Source organism: Salinibacterium sp. M195 (assembly GCF_019443965.1).
Classification (GTDB): domain Bacteria; phylum Actinomycetota; class Actinomycetes; order Actinomycetales; family Microbacteriaceae; genus Rhodoglobus.
Map to the genome: position 1 here is coordinate 566,854 of NZ_CP040814.1, position 24,576 is coordinate 591,429.

Annotated in this window: 27 protein-coding genes; 17 read left to right on the forward strand and 10 right to left on the reverse strand. The window is 60.9% G+C overall.

The genetic code is table 11. The features are described 5' to 3' along the window. Positions 1–88: 88 nt before the first annotated feature. The 8 genes from FFT87_RS02765 (at position 89) to FFT87_RS02800 (ending at position 7,810) form a co-directional block, all read left to right on the forward strand. Positions 89–1,069, forward strand: a complete 981-nt coding sequence (locus tag FFT87_RS02765; protein ID WP_219949848.1) for a carbohydrate ABC transporter permease — start codon at positions 89–91, stop codon at positions 1,067–1,069. After that, positions 1,066–1,995, forward strand: a complete 930-nt coding sequence (locus FFT87_RS02770; protein ID WP_219949849.1) for a carbohydrate ABC transporter permease — start codon at positions 1,066–1,068, stop codon at positions 1,993–1,995. Before FFT87_RS02765 ends, FFT87_RS02770 begins: the two co-directional genes overlap by 4 nt. A 2-nt stretch (positions 1,996–1,997) precedes the next feature. Further along, positions 1,998–2,321 carry an L-rhamnose mutarotase gene (locus tag FFT87_RS02775; protein WP_219949850.1) on the forward strand — a complete coding sequence of 108 codons (324 nt, stop codon included), beginning with the start codon at positions 1,998–2,000 and terminating at the stop codon, positions 2,319–2,321. A gap of 75 nt (positions 2,322–2,396) precedes the next feature. After that, complete coding sequence (locus FFT87_RS02780) at positions 2,397–3,713, forward strand: L-fuconate dehydratase (RefSeq protein WP_219949851.1); 1,317 nt, start codon at positions 2,397–2,399, stop codon at positions 3,711–3,713. Positions 3,714–4,224: 511 nt separating this feature from the next. Continuing rightward, entirely contained in the window at positions 4,225–5,763 is a 1,539-nt protein-coding gene (locus tag FFT87_RS02785) for a sugar transferase (RefSeq protein WP_219949852.1), read from the forward strand. A 411-nt stretch (positions 5,764–6,174) separates the two neighbouring features. Continuing rightward, entirely contained in the window at positions 6,175–6,819 is a 645-nt protein-coding gene (locus tag FFT87_RS02790; RefSeq protein ID WP_219949853.1) for a peroxiredoxin-like family protein, read from the forward strand. A 31-nt stretch (positions 6,820–6,850) separates the two neighbouring features. Then, positions 6,851–7,039: a hypothetical protein gene (locus FFT87_RS02795; protein ID WP_219949854.1), complete on the forward strand. Its 189-nt coding sequence runs from the start codon at positions 6,851–6,853 to the stop codon at positions 7,037–7,039. 6 nt (positions 7,040–7,045) lie between these two features. Continuing rightward, positions 7,046–7,810, forward strand: a complete 765-nt coding sequence (locus FFT87_RS02800; RefSeq protein ID WP_219949855.1) for an SGNH/GDSL hydrolase family protein — start codon at positions 7,046–7,048, stop codon at positions 7,808–7,810. Positions 7,811–7,839: 29 nt separating this feature from the next. On the opposite strand, the gene FFT87_RS02805 is transcribed toward FFT87_RS02800, so the two are convergent. Next, positions 7,840–8,457 (reverse strand): bifunctional 4-hydroxy-2-oxoglutarate aldolase/2-dehydro-3-deoxy-phosphogluconate aldolase, encoded by a 618-nt coding sequence (locus FFT87_RS02805; RefSeq protein WP_219949856.1) that lies wholly within the window; start codon positions 8,455–8,457, stop codon positions 7,840–7,842. A gap of 49 nt (positions 8,458–8,506) precedes the next feature. Beyond that, complete coding sequence (locus FFT87_RS02810) at positions 8,507–9,397, reverse strand: sugar kinase (protein ID WP_255560022.1); 891 nt, start codon at positions 9,395–9,397, stop codon at positions 8,507–8,509. A 107-nt stretch (positions 9,398–9,504) separates the two neighbouring features. Between FFT87_RS02810 and FFT87_RS02815 the strand changes: the two genes are divergently transcribed. Beyond that, on the forward strand, positions 9,505–10,242 hold the full coding sequence (locus tag FFT87_RS02815) for an IclR family transcriptional regulator (RefSeq protein ID WP_219949857.1): 738 nt from the start codon (positions 9,505–9,507) through the stop codon (positions 10,240–10,242). A gap of 83 nt (positions 10,243–10,325) precedes the next feature. Then, a complete protein-coding gene (locus FFT87_RS02820; RefSeq protein WP_219949858.1) occupies positions 10,326–10,517 on the forward strand; it encodes a hypothetical protein in 192 nt (63 codons plus the stop codon). A gap of 99 nt (positions 10,518–10,616) precedes the next feature. Here FFT87_RS02820 and FFT87_RS02825 read toward each other — a convergent pair whose 3' ends face one another. Continuing rightward, positions 10,617–11,201: a helix-turn-helix domain-containing protein gene (locus FFT87_RS02825; RefSeq protein WP_219949859.1), complete on the reverse strand. Its 585-nt coding sequence runs from the start codon at positions 11,199–11,201 to the stop codon at positions 10,617–10,619. A 145-nt stretch (positions 11,202–11,346) separates the two neighbouring features. Between FFT87_RS02825 and speB the strand changes: the two genes are divergently transcribed. The 5 genes from speB to FFT87_RS02850 all read left to right on the forward strand — a co-directional run bounded on the left by speB (position 11,347) and on the right by FFT87_RS02850 (position 16,094). Continuing rightward, positions 11,347–12,321 carry an agmatinase gene (speB, locus tag FFT87_RS02830; protein WP_219949860.1) on the forward strand — a complete coding sequence of 325 codons (975 nt, stop codon included), beginning with the start codon at positions 11,347–11,349 and terminating at the stop codon, positions 12,319–12,321. A 112-nt stretch (positions 12,322–12,433) separates the two neighbouring features. Further along, positions 12,434–12,604 (forward strand): hypothetical protein, encoded by a 171-nt coding sequence (locus tag FFT87_RS02835; RefSeq protein ID WP_219949861.1) that lies wholly within the window; start codon positions 12,434–12,436, stop codon positions 12,602–12,604. Further along, positions 12,601–14,082: a cytosine permease gene (locus FFT87_RS02840; protein WP_219949862.1), complete on the forward strand. Its 1,482-nt coding sequence runs from the start codon at positions 12,601–12,603 to the stop codon at positions 14,080–14,082. Before FFT87_RS02835 ends, FFT87_RS02840 begins: the two co-directional genes overlap by 4 nt. Next, complete coding sequence (locus FFT87_RS02845; protein ID WP_219949863.1) at positions 14,079–15,188, forward strand: alcohol dehydrogenase catalytic domain-containing protein; 1,110 nt, start codon at positions 14,079–14,081, stop codon at positions 15,186–15,188. Before FFT87_RS02840 ends, FFT87_RS02845 begins: the two co-directional genes overlap by 4 nt. A gap of 48 nt (positions 15,189–15,236) precedes the next feature. Beyond that, positions 15,237–16,094: a nitrilase family protein gene (locus tag FFT87_RS02850; protein ID WP_255560023.1), complete on the forward strand. Its 858-nt coding sequence runs from the start codon at positions 15,237–15,239 to the stop codon at positions 16,092–16,094. Here the strand turns inward: FFT87_RS02850 and FFT87_RS02855 are convergent. Next, positions 16,088–17,113, reverse strand: coding sequence for a DUF3179 domain-containing protein (locus FFT87_RS02855; protein WP_219949864.1), 1,026 nt, complete (start codon positions 17,111–17,113; stop codon positions 16,088–16,090). The genes FFT87_RS02850 and FFT87_RS02855 overlap by 7 nt on opposite strands. Before the next feature lie 100 nt (positions 17,114–17,213). After that, complete coding sequence (gene mgrA / locus FFT87_RS02860; protein ID WP_219949865.1) at positions 17,214–18,242, reverse strand: L-glyceraldehyde 3-phosphate reductase; 1,029 nt, start codon at positions 18,240–18,242, stop codon at positions 17,214–17,216. Between the two features lie 174 nt (positions 18,243–18,416). Here mgrA and FFT87_RS02865 point away from each other — a divergent pair, with 174 nt between their 5' ends. Next, on the forward strand, positions 18,417–18,962 hold the full coding sequence (locus FFT87_RS02865) for a hypothetical protein (protein WP_219949866.1): 546 nt from the start codon (positions 18,417–18,419) through the stop codon (positions 18,960–18,962). Positions 18,963–19,007: 45 nt separating this feature from the next. Further along, entirely contained in the window at positions 19,008–19,727 is a 720-nt protein-coding gene (locus FFT87_RS02870) for a TVP38/TMEM64 family protein (protein WP_219949867.1), read from the forward strand. Between the two features lie 78 nt (positions 19,728–19,805). Here FFT87_RS02870 and FFT87_RS02875 read toward each other — a convergent pair whose 3' ends face one another. From FFT87_RS02875 to FFT87_RS02895, 5 genes are all read right to left on the reverse strand, one after another. Beyond that, positions 19,806–20,927 (reverse strand): ABC transporter ATP-binding protein, encoded by a 1,122-nt coding sequence (locus FFT87_RS02875; protein WP_219949868.1) that lies wholly within the window; start codon positions 20,925–20,927, stop codon positions 19,806–19,808. Further along, positions 20,924–21,811 (reverse strand): ABC transporter permease, encoded by an 888-nt coding sequence (locus FFT87_RS02880; RefSeq protein WP_255560024.1) that lies wholly within the window; start codon positions 21,809–21,811, stop codon positions 20,924–20,926. Before FFT87_RS02880 ends, FFT87_RS02875 begins: the two co-directional genes overlap by 4 nt. Then, on the reverse strand, positions 21,808–22,668 hold the full coding sequence (locus FFT87_RS02885) for an ABC transporter permease subunit (RefSeq protein ID WP_219949870.1): 861 nt from the start codon (positions 22,666–22,668) through the stop codon (positions 21,808–21,810). Before FFT87_RS02885 ends, FFT87_RS02880 begins: the two co-directional genes overlap by 4 nt. After that, the gene (locus FFT87_RS02890; RefSeq protein ID WP_219949871.1) at positions 22,668–23,945 is read right to left on the reverse strand and encodes an ABC transporter substrate-binding protein; all 1,278 of its coding nucleotides are present in this window, start codon (positions 23,943–23,945) and stop codon (positions 22,668–22,670) included. Before FFT87_RS02890 ends, FFT87_RS02885 begins: the two co-directional genes overlap by 1 nt. Before the next feature lie 146 nt (positions 23,946–24,091). Continuing rightward, positions 24,092–24,550, reverse strand: a complete 459-nt coding sequence (locus FFT87_RS02895; RefSeq protein ID WP_219949872.1) for a hypothetical protein — start codon at positions 24,548–24,550, stop codon at positions 24,092–24,094. Positions 24,551–24,576 lie beyond the last annotated feature (26 nt).

A 24,576-nucleotide genomic window follows, 5' to 3' on the forward strand; every position in this document is an offset into this window, starting at 1 on the left:
AACCAGCTAGACACAGCAGGTGTGGGGGTTTCAGAACCTTGAGGCCCCCACACTCTGTTCCACTCCCCAACTCATAGGCGAGGAACACATGAGCAGCTCAACGCTAGTCACGAAAGGCACGGAGCCACCGGCTTCCGGCCCCCGTGCATCCACTACCCCTCGGCGTCACCGCACCCGCCACGCAGAGTCGCGTGGTGCGTGGATCTTGCTCGCCCCCTACCTGGCCCTGTTCTTGGTGGCCGCCGCAATCCCGATTGGCTACGCCTTCTGGATCGCCCTGCAAAAAGCTCCAACACTCGTCGACCCCTCAAGCGGGTTCGGCGGCATTGATTCCTTCATCACGGTAATCACCGACTACCGGTTCTCCGGAACGTTCGTCAATATCTTCTCCGTCATGATCGTGTGGTTGCCGCTCATGATGATCGGCATTGTGGGTTTGGCCTTGCTGGTTCACGCTAGCCCCGGTCGCTTCGGTTCCACGATGCGGTTCTTCTACTTCATCCCCGGTGCGTTGAGCGGAATTGCCAACTTCGTGCTCTGGGTTTACCTCCTTCACCCCACCCAGTCACCGCTCGCACCCCTCTGGCAAGAAGTCGGATTCGGGTCGCTGAAAGAGATCGTCACCGACGGCAACATGCCGATGATCCTCACGGGAATGCTCTTCTTCCAAGGTGTAGGAACGTGGATCATCGTCGTCAACGGTGGCCTCAACGGCATTCCAGACGAAATCTTTGAAGCGGCCAAGATTGACGGCGCGAACGCGTGGGATCTGGCCTGGCACATCAAGCTTCCGCTCATCCGCCCCTGGATTGGCTACGCCGCCCTCATGAACCTCGCCTACGGTTTCCAGCTATTCCTTGAGCCGTACCTGTTGCGTCAGATTTCATCTGGCGCCATTGCGGGCGAATGGGCGCCAACTCAGTTGGGCTACGCCTTCGCTTTCACTAACCGAAACTTTCCGGCAGCAGCCGCACTGTCAATCATCCTGCTCGTAATCACCCTGAGTATCGGAGTTGTCATCGTGATGAAGAGCGGACTCTTCGGTGACGAAAAGGAGAAGAAGCGATGAGCAACAACGCTCCCACCGTCGTCGGCGCCAAACATTGGACCGTCGGTCGGATTTCTCGCATCACCGTCATGGTGATCATTGCTGCCGCCTTCATACTGCCCATCATTGGCTTTATTGCGATGGCCTTCCGCAGCCAAGAAGGTGTGCTCGCCGGCACCGATGGCTTCCTCGGCCTCGGCGGAATCTCCTGGGACAACGTCGTATTTAGCTGGAGCCAGATCAATGGATTCGGCCCCGGCGATGGTGGTCTCTTCACCCGCTGGGTAGGCAACTCCCTCGTGGTCGCCGTCATTGGCGGCGTACTTGCCCTCGTTGCGGCACTCCCCGCGGGGTATGCACTTTCTCGACTGCGCTTCCGTGGCCGCAAGGTGATGCTTTTCGCCACTCTGCTCGCGATGGTGATGCCGAACACCGTTCTCGTCATCCCGCTGTTCCTTGAAGTGAATGCCATCGGCGCCGTCGGCCAATTGTGGCCGGTTGCGGTAATCATGGGCTTCTTCCCCTTCGGTACCTATCTCGTCTACATCCACTTCATGACGACCATGCCGCAGGAGTTGGTCGAAGCCGCCCGTATCGATGGCCTCAGCGAAATCGCGACCTTCTTCTACGTGGCACTGCCCATCTCGAAGCAAGTAATTGCGCTCGTTGCCTTCTTCTCTTTCGTGGCGAACTGGACCAACTTCTTCTTGCCGCTGGCACTGCTCACCTCCAACCAAGAGAACAAGACCATCTCGATCGGAATTCAAGAACTCATCGGCGCCAGCCCACTGTTCAACGCAACGGTGGCGGCTGGCCTCGACGTGAAGCTCTACATGCCTCAGCTTGCGCTCGCCACTTTCCTCTCGATGATCCCGCTGCTCGTCGTGTTCCTTACGGCCCAGCGCTTCTTGATCCGTGGACAAACTGTTGGTGCGGTGAAGGGATAACCATGAAACGAGTAGCCCAAGTTATCGGCCTCCCGCCGGAGAACCGCGACGAGTACGAGCGATACCACGCCGCCGTCTGGCCAACGATCCTTGAACGCCTCGCGGCAAGCAACATCCACAACTATTCGATCTATCGCCACGGCGACCTACTGTTCTCGTACTTCGAATACACGGGTGACGACTACGAAGCTGACCAGGCGGCGATCGCGGCAGACCCTGAAACGCAGCGCTGGTGGGCGCTTCAAGAACCGCTGCAACGTCCACTGGATGACCGTGCCGAGGGCGAATGGTGGAAAGAGCTACCCGAGGTCTTCCACGTTGACTAACTAGACCGAGTACCGACCGCGCATCACCAGCGCCCATTTCTACATTTCTGTTCTGAGCAAGGAGAACTCTTCAGCATGACTACTATCACCAGCGTTGACGTCTACGATGTGCGTTTTCCGACGTCGCTCACGGCGGACGGTTCAGATGCCATGAATAAGGATGGCGACTACTCGGCCGCCTATGTTGTGCTCCGCACTGATGAAAAGGGCGTCGCGGGCTACGGCTTCACCTTCACCATAGGACGCGGAAACGATATTTGTGCGCTTGCCGCCGAACAGCGGGCAGCACCACTCGTTGGCCGGAATGTCGATGAGATTGTTGGCGATCTGGGTGGTATCTACCGTGAGTTGAAGTCTGACTCACAGCTGCGCTGGCTTGGCCCAGAAAAGGGCGTCGAGCACCTCGCAATGGCCGCCGTCATGAATGCCGTCTGGGATCTCGCCGCCCGTCGGGCCAACAAACCACTCTGGCGCCTGCTCACCGACATGACGCCCGAACAACTCGTTGACACCGCTGACTTTCAGTACCTCACTGACGCCATCACTAAAGAAGAAGCCGTCGCGATGCTGCGCGAGCTGGCTCCTACCAAAGACCAACGCATCGCTGAACTCACCGAGACGGGTTACCCCTGCTACACGACGAGTGCTGGCTGGTTGGGCTACTCCGACGAGAAGCTTCGCCGACTCTGCCAGGAGGCCGTGGATGCCGGCTACCGCCACATCAAACTCAAGGTCGGGGCGAACCTCGATGAGGACATCCGTCGCTGCGGAATCGCTCGCGAAGTGATCGGTGCCGATGCAAAGCTGATGATCGACGCCAACCAGGTGTGGGACGTCAACGAGGCGATCGTCTGGGTGAAGGCGCTTGCCGAGTTCAACCCGCTGTGGATCGAAGAGCCGACGAGCCCGGATGACGTGCTCGGCCATGCCACGATCCGCAAGGCCGTTGCGCCCATTGGCGTTGCGACCGGAGAGCATGGCATGAATCGAGTGCTCTTCAAGCAGATGTTCCAGGCTGGCGCGATCGATTTCTGCCAGCTCGACTCGGCACGCCTCGCTGGCCCGAACGAGATCATCGCCGTGTACCTGATGGCGAAAAAGTTCGGCGTTCCGGTCTGCCCGCACGCTGGTGGCGTTGGGCTCTGCGAGCTTGTGCAGCATCTGTCGATCTTCGACTACGTTGCCGTTTCGGGGACTCTCGAGAATAGAGTCACGGAATTTGTAGACCACTTGCACGAACATTTCGTCGATCCGTGCATTGTTGAGAACGGGGCCTACCGTGTTCCGATGGCACCGGGATACTCCGCCCAGATGCACGAGTCATCGCTGACTGAGTTCTCGTTTCCCGAAGGAAGCTACTGGCTCGGGGCAGCACAAGCTGGCTCGGAATAACGAACCAGGGTGCACGCAGAATCCCCGTAATTCCGCGGTAGAACAGGGTGTTTGCCCGCTGAACGATTGGTGAGTGCTCGTCGCTCAGCCGACGATTAAACACGCGACGAGCGCTGAAATCGAGTGGGTTGCCGCGACACTTCCGCACGCCTCAGAACCTGCGCACTACTCAACAACTGATCAAGACGTCAATGCGACACGCCGTACACCCCCCTAACGGGGGGTGTACGGCGTCGCGACTGGTGGAGTAACTTCGCTGACACCCCCTCCTTGGGGGTCACCCAAACAGAGCAAGCACTATCACCCGCCCCGCAAGTGCGTGTCTACCAACGCGCCTCCCCTGCGCCCGCCCCCGCCGTGCGCCCCGATGAGAATGATCGCAAGACCGACACCCGAAATGTCGTGATCCCGATGCACGTGTTTTTTCGCTTTCGCCAGAACAACTACACAACCGCCACCCTGCTGAGGTTCACCTCCTCAGTTCGCACGCTCTCCTCTCGAAAGTCGAGCGATGAGTGAGCTGCGGAAGATTCTTCCCCTACCCAAGCCCGATGCCGAGCGTAACCACCTGCGGTTGGTTGACTCCACCGACTTTCACCCGCTCTCGACAACTGCCCGACACCCTGAGTCTGGTTTAGTTTGGGCCCGCGCGTACGAGAAGAAGTTGCTCATTACCGACGCGTCGATCATCGGAATCACGATGCTCGTCGCGTTGCTGACACGAGCCGAATTGAGCAACATTCCCCAGTTCCTTGCTGCCCTCAATCCTCTGATGTGGCTTGGTCTCATCGGTATCGCGGTGATTTGGCTATTACTGCTCCAGATTTTCCACACGCGAGACCGCACGGTCATCGGCACCGGGGCCAATGAATACAAGCGACTCATCACGGCGAGCATGGCAACTTTTGGCCTGCTCTCCGTTACTCTCCTGATTGTCGAAGCTGGCTACCCTGGTCGGGGAGCGGTGCTCACGATCGCCGGAGGCGTGTTCGTGCTTCTTGCTAGCCGCTGGTCATGGCGCCGCTGGCTCACAAGACAACGCAGACTCGGGCGGGCACTGTCGCGGGCGGTGATCGTCGGAACAAAAACCGAGGTCGACTACGTCGTTTCGAAGATTAAGGGAAACCTGACGGCGGCGTTCGCCGTCGTCGGGGTGCTTGCAGAAGCCGACGAGGAACACTCCCCCAAGTCTGCTTCCCCAACTCGCTACAAGTTTGGTGCTGATCGGGTGGCAGAGACTGCAGCCGAGCTGGGCGCTGACGCCGTAATCGTCGCTGGTGATCACGGTTGCGGCAATGACTTCATCCGCGATCTGGCCTGGCAGCTCGAGGGCACGGCCGCCGAGCTGATACTGGCCTCTCGGCTGGCAAATGTTGCCGGGCCGCGCATCCACTTTCGGCCGGTTGAAGGTCTGCCGCTCATCCATGTCGAAATTCCGCAGTTTGAGGGGGGAAAGCACGTCGTCAAGCGCGGCCTCGATATAGCGGTCTCTGCGGTAGCGCTCGTCATACTCTCCCCGCTCTTCCTCCTCCTGACGTTGGCCGTTCGACTGGATAGCCCCGGTGGCGCATTCTTTAGTCAGGTTCGAGTGGGGCGAAACTTGGAAACCTTTCGAATGTTCAAGTTCCGCTCGATGGTCTCGGATGCGTCAACCAGACTCGCTGAACTCGCCGAACACAACGAAGGCTCTGGAGTGCTTTTCAAGCTGCGGAACGATCCTAGAGTGACCACAGTCGGGCGCTTTATCCGAAAGTATTCGCTCGATGAATTGCCACAGATCTGGAACGTGCTGAAAGGGAACATGAGTTTGGTTGGGCCACGACCGCCCCTGCCAAGCGAAGTGAGCGCTTACCAAGGCAAGGTAAATCGCCGCATGTACATCAAACCTGGTTTGACAGGAATGTGGCAGATTAACGGCCGTTCTGACCTGAATTGGGAGGACAGCATGCGCCTAGACCTCTACTACGTCGAGAACTGGTCTGTGGTCGGTGACCTTGTCATTATGTGGCGCACCTTCAAAGTCATTCTTCGTCCCGTTGGCGCGTACTAGTCATGCAAAACCGCATAACTGGTGGCGCTGCCTCCGACCGCCGCCAGGCTGCAGACGTCCTCACAACGACCGTCGGGACAGTTGTGAGGGCAAACCCGTCGCTGATGTGCGTCATGAGAGGTGGCACTCTCGTGCAGGCGTAAGTGCCAAGTAGAGAAGACGGATCGCGCGCGGAACCGGCGGTAATCTCGGGACGCCCCGGTGACCGGCGACTCCCTCTCGAAGGCAACGAACGCTAAGTCTGACAGCTCGCGCGAATCGGACTGCGCCATCAGCGGCGGGCGCCCAGCTGCCCCCAACCCGCACGGAATAGTGTGACGCGGCCACCGGTTCTCTCTAGTGGTGTCACGGCAAAACAATCCGCGGAGCCCTGACGCCCCGAACCAAAATCTCTCGACGATCAGGAGCGACATGACTCTCACCCAGCAACTCAAGGACCGAGCAGACGCCTCGGCTACCACGAAATCCGCCGAAGATCTCGACACCCTCAATAATTCGGTGCGAGTGGTCGAAGCCGCCGGCATCATCAACAATGCTCTTAAGGTTGGCGACAGCGCCCCTGATTTCGAGTTAGTGGATGCCGCTGGAAAGCACGTGCGTCTCACTGAGCTGCTGAAGACCGGACCGGTTGTCATCGCGTTCTACCGCGGAGCCTGGTGCCCATACTGCAACCTCGAACTCAAGGCTCTTCAAGAGATGCTGCCCGAGTTCCGCGCTGCTGGTGCAACGCTCATCGCGATCTCCCCGCAAACTCCCGACGAATCGCTATCGACGGAGGAGAAGCACAATCTTGAATTCCCCGTGCTGTCCGATGGTGAGCTCGAGGCGATCAACGGTTTCGGTCTGCTTCACCCGGTGGATGACCGCACGAAAGCGTTCTACGAAAGTTCCGGGTATGACCTCGTCAAGTCCAATGGAACAACTGGCTGGCAACTGCCGCTTCCCGCGACCTACGTTGTGAAGCAAGACAGCACGATCGCCTTCGCGTTCGTGAACGCTGACTACAAGCTTCGCGCCGAACCGGCCGATGTCGTTGAGGCAGTGAAGGCGCTCTAGCTGCTCAGCGTCGCGGGCGTAGGCTGGCGGGATGATCGAAACTCAAACATTTCTTGCTGGTGGGTGGGCGTGGATATCGCTCGCCATTGTCACCGCCGGTCTTGCGGAGATGAAGCATCGGGGGCGCTGGACCTGGTTTCTGCTCGCGCTCATCTTCGGCCCGATTGCCACCGCGCTAGTCGTCATCTGGCGCCGCCCCGATTCGCCGTTCGGAAGGTAACACCGCATGACTCACCAGTTCTCCAGCTATGTCGCTATCGGTGACAGTTTCACCGAAGGCGTCGGAGATGAATTGCCGGATGGCCGTGTGCGCGGTTGGGCAGATCAGGTCGCGTTGGGCCTCGCGCTCGCCTCACCTACGCCCGTGTCTTATGCGAATCTTGCGATTCGCGGGCGCCTGCTCGCGCCCATCGCTGGAGAGCAGCTCGCGGCCGCCGTTGCCCTCCGGCCTCAGCTGATGAGCATCAACGGTGGCGGAAATGACATCATGCGCCCCAAAGTGTCGCTGGAATCGATCACCGACCAGCTGCTCGCCGCAGTCGATACGGCGACGGCCAGCGGCATCCACGTTCTCCTGCTGAGCGGTGGCAACCCGAGCCGGAATTTACCGTTCGGCGCTGTTATGGAAACGCGGGGAGATCGTCTGGCGCAGCAAGTGATGACGCGGGCGTCGAAAGACAGCGTGACTTTCGTGAACAACTGGGCGGACCAAGAACTCACCCAATTGCGCTATTGGTCGATTGATAAATTGCATCTCAACGCTCGTGGTCACGCGAGGGTTGCGAGCAACGTGCTGTCGGCGCTCGAGATTCCGGTGCCTGATTTTGCGGCCGACGAGGGACCAGCGGATAACGCTCGCCCCCGCAATGCGGCCTACTGGCGAGAGTACGTGCTCCCCTGGATCGGGCGCCGCCTCACAGGTCGTTCCTCTGGCGACAACCGCGAACCGAAGAGCGCGACTCTGCAACCCGTGGAGATCGCGGGGCGATAGCGGCAGTCTGCTACTGAGTAATCGGTCGCTTAGCTGCGCGAGGCAAGAAGCTCGGCGAGACGCGGCAACTGGGTCTCATCGGCGAGTGCCGAACCGACCGCGACAACCTTCGCGCCGGCCTTGAGGTAGTCGCCGGCGTTGGAAGCATCCATTCCTCCGGTGGCAACGAAACGCATTGCGGGGAACGGCCCAGCCATGGCCCCGAACCAGCTGGTGCCTAAGAGGGATGCAGGAAAGGCCTTCACCCAGGTAAGGCCAGCGCTCTGCGCCGTTTGAACTTCGGTCGCGGTGGCGACGCCGGGAAGCGGCGGCATTCCCGCTTCGAAGGAGGCGCGAACCACGTCGAGGTCGAAGCCGGGACTCACCGTAAACGCCGCTCCGGCATCCGCAGCTTGGCGTACGTGATCGAGGGTGACGACGGTTCCGGCACCGACTGACTTGCCGAGCTCCTTTCCTGCAGCCACAACCGCACGAAGTGCTTCGATGTCGCGCTCCGACTGGATGGGCACCTCAACCGAGTCGATGCCGAGTTGCCACGCCGTGCGGGCTAGGGCGACGCTGCGTTCGACTCCAAAGCCACGAAGGATGGCCATGAGCGGCTGGCCCTCGAAGAGCTGGTCGAGGGATTCGTTAGAGATCTGAGCCATGGGAGGGTGCCTTTCCGAAGCGTGCGAGCGAGAGTAGAGGAGGGAGGAGTTAGAGCGTGGGGAGGTCGCTCGTTGATGTCAGAACGAGAGCCGCGCGGTCGTGGCCGAGGCTCAGTCGCTGTTCTGCAGAGAGTCCGGTGAGGTAGCCGCTGAGGTACCCGGCGGCGAAGGCGTCGCCGGCACCGACAGCCTCGACGACGTCAACTTTGTGGGCGGGCACGAAGACCTGACCATCAGCGTTGAACTCAGTGGCACCGATATCGCCGTCCTTGATCACGAGAATTTCGGGGTTTGACAGCAGCGCGCGCACTGCTTCAGGCGTTGTGGTTCCCCACAGCACTTCGGCTTCGTCGAGGCCAACGAGCACAATGTTTGCTCGTTGAGCGAGCGCGAGCAGAGTGGGCGCGGCTTCCGCGATTGGCCAGAGGCCAGCACGGTAGTTGACGTCAAAGCTGACGACGGTGTTGCTGAGTGCGGCGCGGTCGAGCACGGAGTCGATCAGGGCCGAGCATCCTGCCGAGAGTGAGGGGGTGATTCCCGAAATGTGGGTAATGGCGGCCTGCTCGAATGGCACAGTGGCGAGATCATCCGGAGTCATTGCCGAAGCGGCTGAGCCAGCGCGGTGGTAGATCACACCATTGCCGGGGTCTTTGAAGTAGAAACCGGTGGGCGCATCCGTGCTGAAATTTACGAGGCTGGTGTCGACCCCGCGCTCGCGGAGTTGCCGTTCAACGCGGCGTCCGAAGGCGTCGGCACCGAGATGGCTTGCCCAGGCCGCGTGATGGCCGAGTGCCGAGAGGTGCACGGCAACATTCGATTCGGCGCCGCCCGTTTCGAGACGGAACAACTCGGCTGTTTCGAGGGGCTCGGCGACGGTGGGAGTGATAAGCACCATCGTCTCGCCGATCGCGATGACTTCGGGCTGTTCGTTCGGCTTCACGACTCCACTATCGACTATATGCGCAATCTGTGCAACACTGTCGCATATAGTGCAACACCGAAACGTGGACGGTGGCGCCGTTCACGCACGACTGAGAGAGGCCTCGGATGTCGCAAAGCGTTCGTCGCGCAGCCCGAATTGTCGATTCGATCGCCCGTCGCCCGGCAGGCGTCAGCGAGCTTGCAGCAGAGTTTGGCGTGCACCGCTCGACAATGTTCCGCGAAGTTCAGTCCCTCGAAGAGGTCGGCTATCTGCGCAAGCGAAAAAATGGCGAGTACGTGCTCGGCCTCCATCTGATCGCGCTCGCCCATCAGGCATCCGATAGTCTCGACCTCGCCGAAATTGCTCACGATCGACTGGTGAGATTGCACCGCGCCGTCGGCAACACCATCCATCTTGCTGCGGTGGTCGACCGCAACATTGTGTACGTTGACAAAGTCGAGGACACGAGCGGAGTGCGCATGTATTCGCGCATTGGCAGCCCAGTTCGTCTCCATTGCAGTGGCCTGGCAAAAGTGATCCTCGCCGAAATGCCTTCCGCCGAGAGGGATGCCGTACTCGCCGGTGTGGTGTGGCAAAAGTTCACCGAGAAGACCCTGACCTCCCGCACTGCATTGGATGCCGAACTCGCGGCGGTCGCGGAGCGCGGCTGGGCGGTCGACGATGGCGAGTTCGAAGACTTCGTGAACTGCATCGCCGTGCCTATTCATGGACCGGCAGGTGTCGTGGGCGCGCTGTCGATCACGGCAATTCGCATGGCCGCCGATCTTAAAGCGCTCAAGGCCCACCTCTCACTGCTCGGAGGCGTCGCGCGCGAGATCTCAACCGAACTCGGCGCGGCCTGAGTGCGTTGTTTGCGAGTTGAATCGCCGCTGGCCCTGCTGGTGACGAACAGATTTTTACTCGGCTCTTCGCTTAGGGTGGCAGCATGACCAAGATCACCGTGTTCCTCTACCGCGTCGGTGCGACCGTTGCGAATGTCGCGCAGAGTTTTCTGCAAACGGCAGGCGGAGGAAACGGTGATCCCCAGGTCTTCGATGAGACTGCGAAGCGCGGCAAGCTTTCGGCGCCGCGACCTGCACCGTCAACCGATGTCGAAGAAGTCGAGTGCCGTGAATAGCACGTCGCCATTACCAGTGAGGTTCCTGATCTCGCGCCACACGGCGAGAACAGAGGGCGAACCCTGGTGGGTGAACGGGAAGCCGGCCGCAACTCTGACCTAGACGGCGCCGCTCCAGGCAGCAGGCACGAGGGTCCACAGCACTTCCGCTTCTGCGGCGCCGGGGTTCTTCCAGTTGTGGAGTTCGCGACCCGGGAAGGTGATGGTGTCTCCCGCGACGAGCGAAACGGTGCGATCGGTGAACTGAATCTCGAAGTTGCCGCTAATGACATGAACGACCTCGACGTCGCAATTGACGGTGTAGAGCTTGTCTCCGCCGTCGGCGCCGGGTTCGAGGGTTGAGCGCAGCATCTGAATTTTGGACTGCCCGCGAGGGGTAACCATCCGTTCGATCGTGCCACGACCACCCATGTTGATCAGCGGTGCGTCAGCGAGTGACACGAGTTCGGTCTCGGATGCTTCGAAGAGTGCACCGATGGGCAGGGAGAGTACTTCACACATCGTCAGCAGCGTTGCGACGCTTGGGGAGGTTTCGTCGCGCTCAACCCGGCTGATGAATCCCTTGGTCAGGCTCGTGGCGCTGGCCAATTGTTCGATCGTGAGCCCTTGTGCTCGACGGCTTGAACGAAGGCGTGCACCGACCCGAACGCGGTTCTGGGATGGCGTGGGGTGCACGGGACGCATGGAGCTCCTTCGGTGGAGGGGATTTCTTGTCTATCTTGACAGGCGCTACGGATACCGACAGAATCGTCACACGCTTTGTTGCCTAATATGCACTTTATGTTTCGCATAAGTATCTCACCTAACCCAACGAAGGGAAGCGGGAATCATGACTGACCAGACTCACCAGGCCAAACGCACCGAACCGATCGGTCCAGCCGATGCAAGCGTTGCGCCCCGCTACGCCGGGATCGCCACCTTCGCCCGCTTGCCCCGCATCGAAGATGTGCCGCGCGCCGACATTGCCGTCGTCGGGGTTCCCTTCGACAGCGGCGTTAGCTACCGCCCCGGCGCCCGCTTCGGCCCGGCCCACGTTCGCGAAGCCTCACGCTTGCTTCGCCCGTACAACCCCGAGCAAGACGTCACGCCGTTTAGCACTCAACAGGTCGTGGATGCTGGCGACATCTCCGCGAACCCGTTCAACCTCGACGAGGCCGTAACTCAGATTCAACAGGGCGCTGCGGCACTCAGTGCCGACGGCAAACGACTCGTCACGATCGGTGGCGACCACACGATCGCCCTTCCGCTCCTGCGGGTTGTCGCCGAGAAGCACGGCCCCATCGCAGTGCTTCACTTCGACGCGCACCTCGACACCTGGGACACCTACTTCGGCGCGCCGATCACGCACGGCACTCCCTTCCGCCGGGCCTCCGAAGAGGGACTCATCGACATGAACGCGAGCATGCATGTTGGCATCCGCGGCCCTCTCTATTCACGAGATGATCTTCGCGATGACGAACGCCTCGGGTTTGCAATCATCTCCAGTGCCGAAATCGAGACCGAGGGTCTTCAGGTCGCCATTGAGCGGATGCTCGCCCGCCTTGGTGATCGCCCCGTCTACGTTTCGGTCGACATCGATGTTCTCGACCCGGCCCACGCGCCAGGCACCGGCACTCCAGAGGCTGGCGGAATGACCAGCCGCGAACTTCTGGCGATGCTGCGCGCACTCCGCAACGTCAACATTGTGGGCGCCGACGTTGTTGAGGTCGCTCCCGCTTACGACCACGCGCAAATTACTGCAGTCGCAGCGTCACACGTGGCATACGAAATAATCTCGGCCATGACGCCGAACACACAACCGTGATCACCCGATAACTACGAATAATCGAAAGGACAATGATGTCAACCCTGACTATTTCGGCTCTGAGAGCTGCCGCGCCCGACGTCTTTGCAATGCAAGGAAGCAGGAAGAACTCATGACCATGGAAAAAAATAGCGACGAACTCGAACGTCGTCTCAACGAAGTTGAAAAGAACGAATCAGGGGACGCAGTACACGCTCCCCTCAGCGCGCGAACACTAACGGTGTTCCTCGGAGTAGCTGCCTTGCTCGTTGTCCTTCCGCTCACATTCACGGTGCTGCTATGAGCGCGCAGGAGCCGGACACCCAGACGCAGTCACAGAAGGTTGCCTCGTCGGTAGCTGATGAAGCGACATACAGCTCTATGCCGCTCCTTAAATCTGAGCGGGTCTGGAAAGCGACAGACTTCACTTGGGTAAACGTGAGCCTCGCGATTGCGACGTGGGCATTCCTTATTGGTGGTTCTACCGTTCTTCTTGTCGGTTTTCTTGATGGAATTGCGGCAATGTTGATCGGTAATAGCATCGGGCTGTCAGTGATGGCCCTCGGGAGCGTGGTGCTGAGCCAGAGGCTCGGTGTCGAACAGTACCGAACTCTGAGGGCTGTTTTCGGTGGTGTTGGCGTAGTGATCGTCGTGTTCACTATCGTGCTCTTGGTCGAAGCCGGATGGACGTCACTTCTGGGAGTGATGTTTGGCCGAGCACTTGCGCAGATTTCGAATCAGGCATTTGGCACGGACTTCTCCGCGGGTGGTCCGATCGTCATTGCCTTCGCACTCCTGGCACTGGCCGCCGGATGGTACTTGCTTTCCCGCGGTCCCGTCACCATCAGCAAGCTCAACAGATTCGTTGCTCCCGGGTTGATCGTTGTCGTCGTGATCATGATGGCTCTGCTCATGAGCCAGCACTCTTTTCAAGAGCTGCTCGACGCGCCACCGATCGCGCCCTTCGACGATGACCAGCTGAACTTCGCTATTGCTATCGAATTCAATATTGGTGCCGGACTCTCCTGGTGGCCGGTGATGGGCACGCTCGCGCGCCTCACTCGCAGCCCCAAGAGTGCGCTGTGGCCCACCTATTTGGGAATCTTGCTCGGCACCGTCGTGGCCCAGATCGTGGGAATGGCAGCGGCGCTGCTCATCGGTGAATCCGACCCCACGGCATGGATGGTTCCGGTTGCCGGCCCCGTCCTTGGCGTGCTCACTCTGTTGTTCGTCGGCTTTGCCAACGTGACCAGCATGGCGGCCATCGCCTACTCGACAGTGCTCGCTCTTAAGCAGTCGAGCGGACGCGTTCTTGAGCGCTTTAGCTGGCCGGTTCTCTGCGCGTTATTCCTGGCCCTCCCGGCAGTCTTGGTCTTCTTCCCTGACTTCCTCTATGGCCAATTCCAGACCTTCGTAATCATCAGTGGTGCTTTCGTTGCCGCAATCTGCGGCGTCATCATTGCTGACTACTTCCTCTTGCGGCGTCAACGGATTCAGCTGCGGGCACTGTACTCCTCAGGGGCCGGAGCCCCCTACCGGTTCCATGGCGGTCTGAATATTGCGGCCATGATCGCAATCGCGGCATCCGCCACGTTCTATTTCTGGGTCTACAACCCGATCACCCTAGAAACTCAGCCGATGTTTAGTTGGACAACCGCAACGGTGCCCTCGGTGGTTCTCGCAATGCTCGTCTATCTGACCATGAGTTGGGTACTGAATATTCGCGGCAATCGCGGCGGCTATGCCGCAAAAGATTCATTCGAGAACGCAGGAGCCAAATGAGCACACGATCCGTTCGCGCCGCCGTGTACCGGGGCGTAGAAAAGCACGTTGCCGTTGAAACACTTCTTCTGGACGCTCCCAGGGCGTCAGAAGTTCGTATCCGAGTGCGCGCAGCCGGCGTCTGCGGCTCGGACCGTCACGTTGTCGACGGTGAATGGAACGTTCCGATGCCCGCCATCATGGGTCACGAGGCTGCGGGGGTAGTCGAGTCGGTCGGTGCTGAAGTTCGCAACATCGCCGAGGGCGATCATGTTGTGGTCGCGTGGCACCAGGCATGCCAGCGCTGTGCGGAATGCGCCAGCGGGGCGCCTTGGGCTTGCCGCTTTGTGCGCTCAAACGACTCCATGCTTCCCGACGGAACAACGCGGTGGCATGACGAAGACGGCGCCGAAATGCAGCCATATCTCGCCGTGGGTGCTATGAGCGAGTACATCGTCGTTCCGGAATTTGCGGCGATCCCGATCCCGCGAGATGTTCCTTTCCCTGTCGCCAGCCTCATCGGATGCTCGGTCGGCACTGGTTACGGCGCCGTCGTGAACAATGCCAAGGTAGCCGCCGGTGAGAGCGCCGTCGTGATCGGTGTCGGAGGCGTCGGACTCTCAATCGTTGCTGCACTGCGGCTTGCCGGTGCTAGCCCGGTGATTGCCGTCGATGTCTCGGAAGAAAAACTTGCCCAAGCTGTCTTGATGGGGGCGACGCATGGTTTCCTTAGCGATGAGCATCTCGCCGAGAAGATCACCAAGCTAACGAACGGCGGAGCCAATGTGGCTTTCGAAGCGATCGGTCGAATTGCGACCATGGAGCTTCTTCCCGATCTCATCCGGCCCGGCGGGCGTGCAGTTTATGTTGGGTTGCCCCCGGAAAACACGCGCGTCGAGCTCGATGCTCTTCAGCTTGCGTATGACGGCAAGACCATCATTGGTTCGAACTATGGCGGACTTGTGCCCGCGCGGGACTTCCCGCGCATCGCCCAGGCCTACCTTGATGGTCAGTTGCCCATCGAGAGCATGATCGGTGCCAACATTGCTTTAGACGATGTGGATGACGCGTTCCGTGCACTCCGCGATGGCGACAACGGTCGGCGCGTCATCGTCTTCGACGACTAAGCAAGCAAACAGCGGCAAAGCTAACGAGAAGAACGCATGGGGAGCGCAATGAATAACAGCATGTTGACCGTCGCTAGCTGCCAAGTGGAGCTCGCGGTCGGCGATATCGCGGCGAATCGTCGGTCAGTGCGTTCCGCTATTTCTGAAGCGGTGGATGGCGGTGCTCAGGTTGTGGTTCTACCTGAGCTCGCAAACACCGGCTATATGTTTGCTGACCTCGATGAACTTCGAAATCTCGCGGAGCCCGTCGACGGGCCGACGGTAAGCGAGTGGGTGGCGCTTGCCGCTGAACACGATCTGATTATCGTCGGAGGCTTCGCGGAGGCCGGCGCTGACGGCGAGGTTTTCAACTCTGCCGTGCTCGTCGATGCGTCAGGGGTGCGAGCGTGTTACCGCAAAGCGCATCTCTGGAACACAGAAAAAGATGACTTGTTCACGCCTGGCACAGGAAGGCCTCCGGTAGTTGATACCGCCGTCGGTCGCCTTGGTGTGATGGTTTGTTATGACCTTGAGTTCCCTGAGTGGGTGCGCACAGCCGCGTTAGAGGGCGCAGAACTGCTGTGTTGCCCCGTGAACTGGCCGCTCTATCCCGCACCAGAGGGCGAGCGGCCTATCGAGGTCGTCAAAGTTCAGGCCGCGGCCGCAACGAACCGCATGTTCGTTGTTGCGGCTGACCGGGCTGGGCGTGAACGAGGGCAGGACTGGTTGGGCGGGAGCGTGATTGTGGACGCCGATGGCTTTCCGCTCACGAGCCTCGGGTTGGGCGTTGCAGGGATGCACCTAGCCACAATCGATCTGAGCGATGCCCGCAACAAGACGATCAGTGAGCTGAACGATGTTCACGGTGATCGCCGCCCCGAGCTGTATTTCGAAGCCGAGAGGCGCGCTCGGGGTTCAGCTCACTGATTGGCCGCCGTTTCAGGGACGAAGACTTCGCCGTCCTCGTTCTGCACGGCCCAGCTGAACCACATTTCGAAGTAGAACGGGATTTCGACGGCGTCAGGGCCCGATATGTGCAGCTCGCCGTCAGTTTTTTCTAGAGTGACCTCCTCGCCGTCGACCGCCGTCGTGTAGTGGCGACCGTCTTCGAGTTCTAGCCATGGCGAAGCGACGTGCGTATCGCCGATGCTGAAGGCTACGAAGATTGTTTTCGCGGGGTAGCGGTCGTCAACTCGACTTGGCACGAAGTAAAACTCGTCGCTGTCGTCGTACCCGGCGTAGGGGTTGTTGCTGTAGTCGCGGGAGTGCCCGGTGTTCTCATTCACGATCAGCGCCTCGGGATACCGCTCCTTGATTTCGCCGACGCTGAGCAATTGAAAGCTGTGCAGTTGCAGCTTGTGAGGATAGTGTTCGCCGGCGAGGGCATTTCCGGTGCTCTGCTGCCACAGGGTCTCTGTGGCGCGGTCGAACATGATCATGTTGCTTTCGAGCAGACCGCCGCTGACCCCAAAGGTGGTCGTCTCTCCGCCGGGAAGCACGCTGTCGAAGACGGCCGCGCTGCCGCACAGTGGGCAGAAGGTGACGGCGATGGGTGAGCCATCGATGGTGTCATTGACGATTTCATGCCAGACCAGAATGTTGTAGGGGTAGGCCTTGGTTTCGGTCTCGCCCTGAACGAGGATCGCCAGCACCTCATCCGGATGCGCAAAGCTGGCCACTGGGTCAAACTGGGGTTCATCGATCGCCGGGATGCCGTCTTTTGGCGGCCCTCCACTAAGTGCTTGGCTGATCGCGGCGTCGGCCTGTGACCAGTCGGTGCGGGGAAAGTCTTGCTGAAGGAAGTCGGGAATCGCTGTTGTGGCCGAATCTGCTGACGAGTCTGTTGCGCCTTGCCGAGAGTTTGTGGCGGCGCTGACAGCGATCGCGATAACGACGATTGCGACGGCGGCAGCGGCGATGGCAGTCACAGCGGTGCGCTTCTTCATGGTCTGGCTCCCATCGCGGTCTCGTTCACAACCGATGACGAAAGACTAGGCGCGGTCGACCCCGCTGTCTGTGACGTGGGGCACACTGCAGAAGTGCAACCTAGGAAACCGCGCTTGAACCCGCCCACAGGTTGATGCCGGCATCTTTGGCGTGCTCATCGATCGCCGCCAACTCGGCTGGCTCAAATTCGAGGTTCTGAACCGCGGCAAGATTCTGTTCAAGCTGCGTCACGCTCGAGGCACCGATGAGGGCCGACGTGACGCGGTCGTTGCGCAGCGCCCACGAGATGGCAAGCTGTGCCAGCGATTGTCCGCGTCCGGAAGCGATGTCGTTGAGAGCCTTCACGCGACCGAGCGTTTCGTCGTTGAGCATTCCCGACTTGAGCGAGCCACCCTTGGCCGCGCGCGAGTCTGCGGGAACTTCACCGAGGTAGCGGTCGGTGAGAAGCCCTTGAGCCAGCGGCGAGAAAGCGATTATGCCCAAGCCGAGTTCGTCAACGGTGTCAAGCAACTCGTCTTCGACCCAACGATTGAACATGGAGTACGAGGGCTGGTGGATGACCAGCGGCGTTCCGAGATTGTTCATGATGCGCACCGCTTCGCGCGTTCGCTCTGGCGAATAGCTTGAGATGCCCGCATAGAGTGCGCGGCCAGACGTCACCGCGGTGTGCAGAGCGCCCATCGTCTCCTCGAGCGGGGTGTCGGGGTCGGCGCGGTGGGAGTAGAAGATATCGACGTAGTCGAGGCCAAGTCGGTTCAGGGATTGGTCGAGGCTCGCGAGCATGTACTTTCGCGATCCCATCTCGCCGTAGGGTCCAGGCCACATGTCGTAGCCGGCCTTGCTGGAGATGATCATTTCATCGCGGTACGGGAGGAAATCTTCGCGAAGGATGCGGCCGAAGTTCGACTCGGCAGAACCAGCAGGTGGGCCGTAGTTGTTGGCAAGATCGAAGTGCGTCACCCCAAGGTCGAAGGCCCGGCGAAGTATGGCGCGCTGGGTCTCGATCGGCTTGTCGTCCCCAAAGTTCTGCCACAGTCCGAGCGACACCGCTGGCAGCTTGAGCCCGCTGCGACCTACTCGGCGGTACGGCATCAGTTCGTAGCGGGATTCATTAGCGACATAGACCATCTGTTTATGCTGCCACAGCTTCCCTGAGCACTGCGCCGTATCGTCAATTCCTCATATTTTGTGGAGCTGGGGTCGTGTTGGGGATACTCTGAGCCAGAAAGTTGCGTGCAGGTGACGCCGCTGACAGTTGGGCAAAGTATTTGGCGTGCTGTGAGAACGGATGCGGTGCAGACAATGATCAACAAACTGGCGACCACTGGGGTCGCGGCAGTTCTGGCGCTAACCGTCTCCACAACGGTGCCGGCATCGACCGGCCCGGTGCCGTTTGATGCGGACCAGGCCGCTTTCTGTACATCGGCAGCGCTCTACCCGCATGGCGCATTTGGAGCCCCTATCGATTACTCGGGCAACAAGACAATCGTGATCAGCGCTGTGGAGCTTATTGATCCGATAGGGATCGAGCTTCTGAGCGTGAGCGTTGTGCCCTATGACGACAATTCTGACCACTTAGGATTCTCTGCTTATCCGCCAACGGAACTGTTGGCTGCGGAGTGGCAGAACCGTGTGGAGGGTATCGGGTTCACCGCCGCTGGCCCGATCGACGCTGTGCTGATTTCCGAGATCCAGTACACGGGCGAGCGTGCCGTCGCGAGCATCGACGGGCTCATCATCCACTACACCGCTAACGGCGTGAAGTATGTCGGTCGCACCAGGGTGGCCATCGCCATGCATAAGGGCGAGGATGCGGACGAGTGCTTCGCGGTGCTGGCCGCTCGGTAAGCCACATCACACTGCGCGGGCTGTGGGAGACGTAGCATTGGCCCAATGACAAAGACCCGCACCTCAACTCTGTGGCGCGCTGGCGTGCTTGTCATTATTCTCGTGACGATTGTGATTCTGGCGTTGACCGTGCAGATTCCGTCTGCCGACGAAATCCACGAGCTAACCCAGAGTGCAGGAAGTCTCGGGATCGCCATCTTTGTGATCGGCTATGCGCTGCTCACTCTGACTCCGGTTCCGAAGGGCGTGCTGAGCATTGCCGGCGGCGTGGCATGGGGAATGTGGGTCGGCACTCTTATCGTGCTGATCGCCGCCCTGATCGGTGCGGCTCTCTCGTTCTGGTTGGGCAGAATCCTGGGGCGGGATGCTGTCGAACATTTCACGGGTGGGCGGGTGCGCGCTGTCGACGACATGTTGAAGCGCCGCGGCCTGCTCTCCGTCATTTCGTTGCGGCTGATCCCCGTACTCCCCTTCACGCTCATCAACTACGCAGCAGGACTCACCGCGGTGCGCATCCGGGATTACGCCCTCGGTACTGTCATCGGAATCATCCCGGGAACTCTCGCCTACGTCGCCGTTGGGGCGTACGGGGCAGAACTCGACAGCGGGCTCTACATCGCGCTTGGTGCACTCGGGGTGCTCACCATTGGCGGGGTGTTTGTTGCGCACCGCCTCCGCAAAGACGGGCACGACGACGATGCCACAAACGACGACCAAACCACGCCTGCTGCTGCTGCTGGGCAGATTGCGCCAGAGCAGCCCTAACCGTGATGGATGCGCGGCGTCGCGCTCAGCCACTGTGTCCCACACCCAGCCACGGCCCTACGCTCGACCATCCTCCCGCTAAGCAGGCACCGTCCACAGCGCTTCGCACGGCAGGCTGACGGTCACGGGATCGCCGATCGAGAGTAGATTTCCGGGTGCTGCCTCGGTGTGAACATCCGCAGCTCCGACCCGCACGAGCAGTTCGCGGCGCGGCCCACGCTGAACGGCAGCCGTGACGACGCCGTGCAATTCGCGCGGGCCTAACCGCTGGCAGGCCGCAGCATCAGCATGACGAATGGCAAGCGCCGAAGCATCCGCTCGGCTATCAGGAAGGCGCAACGTGGCGGTCACCGCCTCGTGCCGGAAGACAAGCGTTGCCGGGCCCGAAGTGAAGGGGGCGTCGACGGCGACAGCGCCAATCGCAGAACGGTGCACGCCATCCTCCAGCACACCAGCAAACGCGTTCTTGCCGCCAAGCAACCGAGCGACTGCCAGCGATGCAGGCTGGTGAAATACATGATCAACCGTGTCGTGCTGTAGCAACTGACCGTTCTCGAGCACGACGATCCGTTCGGCCATCGCGCTCGCCTCGTCGCGGTCGTGGGTCACGAAAAGAATGGTCGGATTCACCGCCGCACGAATGTCGCCAATCATCGCGTGCATCTCATCTTTGAGTCCGGAATCGAGCGCACTAAATGGTTCGTCGAGCAACAACACAGACGGTTTCGCAGCGAGTGCGCGCGCAACAGCGACCCGCTGCTGCTGACCGCCCGAGAGCGCATGTGGTGAGCGGGAAGCGAAGTCCGCCATATGCACCATGTCGAGATGTTCGCGGGCGCGTTCGCGAGCCTGAGCGCGGCTCAGGCCCGCAGCGCGATCGGCGAACGCGACATTGTCGAGCACCGTCAAATGGGGAAACAGCAGCGGGCGCTGGAACACCATCGAAATGCCGCGCTGTTCAGGAAGAAGGGCAGTGACATCCCGACCGTTGAGGCGCACACGCCCACCATTGGCATCTTCAAGGCCGGCAATGATTCGCAGAATTGTGCTCTTGCCCGAGCCGCTCGGCCCGACAATGGCGGTGCTCGATCCGGGCAGAATGTCGAGGTTCACGCCCTGCAACGCGGCGGGCGCAGTGGCCGAGTAGCTCTTCGTGACGGCTGTGAGAGTTATCGCAGAGGTCATCAATTCAGCGGTCATCGTTGTCTCCCGGGGTCGAGATTGCGGCTGCGAGCGATGAGACCAAGCAGGATCAGCGGCGGAATCACCGCAGACAGTGACAGCACTGCCACGCTCGATTCGTTGCCAACTCCGGATGCACTCGACGCGATGATCAGCGGCAGTGTCACCAGCTGACCGCCTCCCACCACCAGGGTGATGAGGTAATCGCTCCAGCCAACCACGAAGGCGAGGAAGGCGGAGCGTGCCAGCGCCGGAGCGATCAACGGCAGATGGATGCGCCACAGCGTCAGGCGTGAGGTCGCACCGAGCGTGCGGGCGGCCTCGTCGAACCCGTCATCGTAGGCAGCGTATGCGGCACGCATCGAGAAGGTCGTGTACGGGATCGCGACGGCCACAAGCACGAGAACCACGCCGACAGCGGGAGGAACCCACGCCCGCAATAGCAGCACGTTGAGACCGAGCACCGCAGCAAAGGGTGGCAACATCACGGGCGAGAACAGCAGAACGGTGATCGACTTGCCGAAGCGCACGTGACCGCGAGAAAGGGCCCGGGCGGCCATCGCGCCGAGAGGGGTCGCGATTGCGGCGACCACGAGTGAGAGCACGAGCGAGTGGATGAAGGCGCGCCCGCCGCCGTTGGCGATCGCGGCGGTGAGGCCGTCGGTGCCGGTTTCCATCGGAAACGCTGCGGGGTGCATCCACTGGTCGGCAAACGACCACAGCGCGAGCGGCACAAAGGGGAGCGCGAACCACAGTGCGATCAGCGCGGTCGACAGGATGCGCAGGGTGCGGGCGGCGCCGCGAGACTGGGTCAGGGGGCGACCGTGATCTCCGGGCATCCGCCGCTGCTGCTGGTTTGCGCGCGCCTTATCAAGGGTGACGCTCGTGGTGGTGACAGTCATTTCCACGCTCGCATCCGACGGAGCCCGAGCATGGCTAGAACCACAACGGCCGCAGTGAGAAGCAAAGTAATGACGGCGACAGCGGCCGCTTCGGGCCGGGCGGTAAGGCTTGCCGAGTTGAAGAGGCGAAGCGCCATCACTGAAAGTGGTTCAGGGTAGGTCTTGCCAAGCAACCACGCGACCTCGTACGAACCGAGGGTGTACGCGAACGCGATCGTGGATGCCACGAGCAGGGACGGTGCAGCCAACGGCAACAGAACGAACCGCAATCGCGCACTGCGCCGCGCGCCGAGAACTGCGGCGGTTTCGTCAAATGAGGTGATTCGAGTCGCCAGGGTGCCAACGACGATAAGGGCGATGAAGGCGGATTCTTTCCACGCGTATTCGGCGATCACGGCAAACCAGGTGGGGCCGGCCACGAGCGCGGGCCACGACTCTGGGGGGATGCCGAGAATGCGGGCGAGCACCCCGGCGTCGGAGAGAAGCAGGCCAACGCTCGCGGCCCCGACGAGGTGCGGCACGGTGACGGCGGCAGCGCTCAGTGCTCCAACGATGCGGCCGCCCCAGTTTCCGGAAATGATCAGCACAGCAGTGAATAAGCCGACTACCGCGGCGATCGCGGTAGAGATGACGGCGATCCCGAGCGAGAGGAGTGCCGAGCCGAGGAGATCCTCGGTGCTGGCGAAGGCGTCAACGCTCAGCGCGGGTGTGCCCACAAGTGGCATGAGTCCCAGACTCTGCACGACCGTGGTGCCGATGCCGCCGATCACTACAATCGCGACGGGGATGACGGCGGGCAGTACCAGAAGAGTGGCGCGCAGCCCTCGGCGTCGCGGCCGATTCAGCACCGCGGTCATCAGCGGGCGGCAATCCGGGTTCGCCAGCCGTCGTCAAGCGCGGGAACCCATTCGGCCGAAAGTTCCGGGTTGGCGTTGCGTGACAGCACGTCGAAGCTCGGCACGACGGGCGACTGCGGGAGGTCATCAAAGAGGGCGCGGTCGGTGGCGGAGAGAGCATCCAGATCCAACACCGTGAACTGGCCCCACACAGCAGGGTCAGCCTTTGCGACCTGCTGCTCAACCGACAGGGCTTCGTTCGCGACGATCATGGCACCGGCGATGTTGCCGGAATTGCTTGGGATGCCGAAGAAGCTGGCGTTGCCGAGCGTTCCGTCTTCGACGGTCAGCACCCGTGTCGTTTCAGGCAGGGTGCCGTTCTCGACAAGGGCCGTGAGTGTCGCAGGGCCGTAGGTCATCATCATGTCGATCTCGCCGTCGGCAAACAGCTTCGTCAGTTGTTCGGATGTCGCCGGATACGTGCTGCCTTCGCGCCACAGTGAGGGGGCGAGTGTCTCGAGGCGGTCGAAGAGGGCAGGCGACAGTTCGTCGAAGGCCTCATCGCTGTACATCGAGGGAACGCTCTCGTCGCCGCCATTCACGCTGTACAACACCTCGCGCAAGAAAGCGGAGCCGGTGAAATCGGGGGCTGCCGGGTAGGTGAAGCGACCGGGGTTGGCTTCGGCCCAGTCGAGGATGCCCTCAACCGTGGTTGGTGGGTTCGGCACCGTGGCCGAGTTGTAGACGAAGGAGAATTGCGCTTTGTGCCACGGAGCTTCGCAGCCCTCGACGGGAGTTCCGAAGTCTTCGGTGAGCAGCGGGTCGCTGTCGGAGACAAAGTTCATGTTGGGGAGGAGCCCGGTCCAGTCGCAGAACCACGCATCCGCCTGCTTGCCGGTGCGGAAGTTGTCGCCATTGATCCACACCAAGTCGACTGCGCCATCCGTGTTGCGGCCGGCCTGCAGCTCGGTGAAGACCCGGTTCAGGGCATCCTTCGTGTCGGCAATCGGTACTCGTTCGAGCGTGACGCCCTGCGCCGCCGCGGCCGGAGCCAGCACGTCATCGACGTAAGCATTGCCCTGATCGTCGCCGCCCCACATCCACAGCTTCACGGTCTGGCCGTCAGCAGCGACCTGCACGTCAGACCAGTCGAAGAACTCAGGACCGCGTGGGTTGTTCGTCGGTGCTGAGCACGCGCTAAGGGCCAACGCGGTCAGTGCGGCAGTAGCCAGCGCGGGGAGGATGCGGTGCCGTGCGGTCGTGGAGGGCTGGCGGCGTAACGGATTGCGAATCGGCACGCACGTGCTCCTTGATGATCGACGGAAGGTTGAGGCGCCACACACCCAGTGCGGCGAGCTCTAAGACTAAGTGCGAACGACTTCGTCGCTCAGTAAGCCACATCACATACGCAGCGCAGACCTTCGACAGAGCATCCGATGGCGGCTTACGTCGATGGCGAACTGCCGAGTAGCGAGATCACGTGAGGTGTCGCGTCTCCGGCCCCGACGAGGTATTTGCGCCCGTCGACGAGCTCAAATCCCACGACCTGTGCCTCTCCGGCGCTCAGGAGCAGACCGTTTTTCCGTGCGCTTCCCTTGACTCCCCAGCCACCGAACTCCTCGAAAGGCCGCACCTTGTCCGCGTAAACCCGCGCGATGCTGTCGCGGGAGAGGCGCTTGCGGTAGAACGGGAAAAAGCCGATCACGATGGCATCGTCATTGGCCTTGATGCTTACCCCGCAGCCGAAGATGATGACGAAGAGGAGAGTTAACGCTGCTGCGAGGATGAGCCACGTGACGACGCTGTCAGCGGTGAATACGCCAACGAGAAGGAGTAGGGCTGGGCTGACTAGCAGAGTCCCGCGGAGGGCTCTGTTGAGGGGTTTGCGCAACAGCCTTTTCATGTTGAGACCACTTTCTCGTGCAGGCC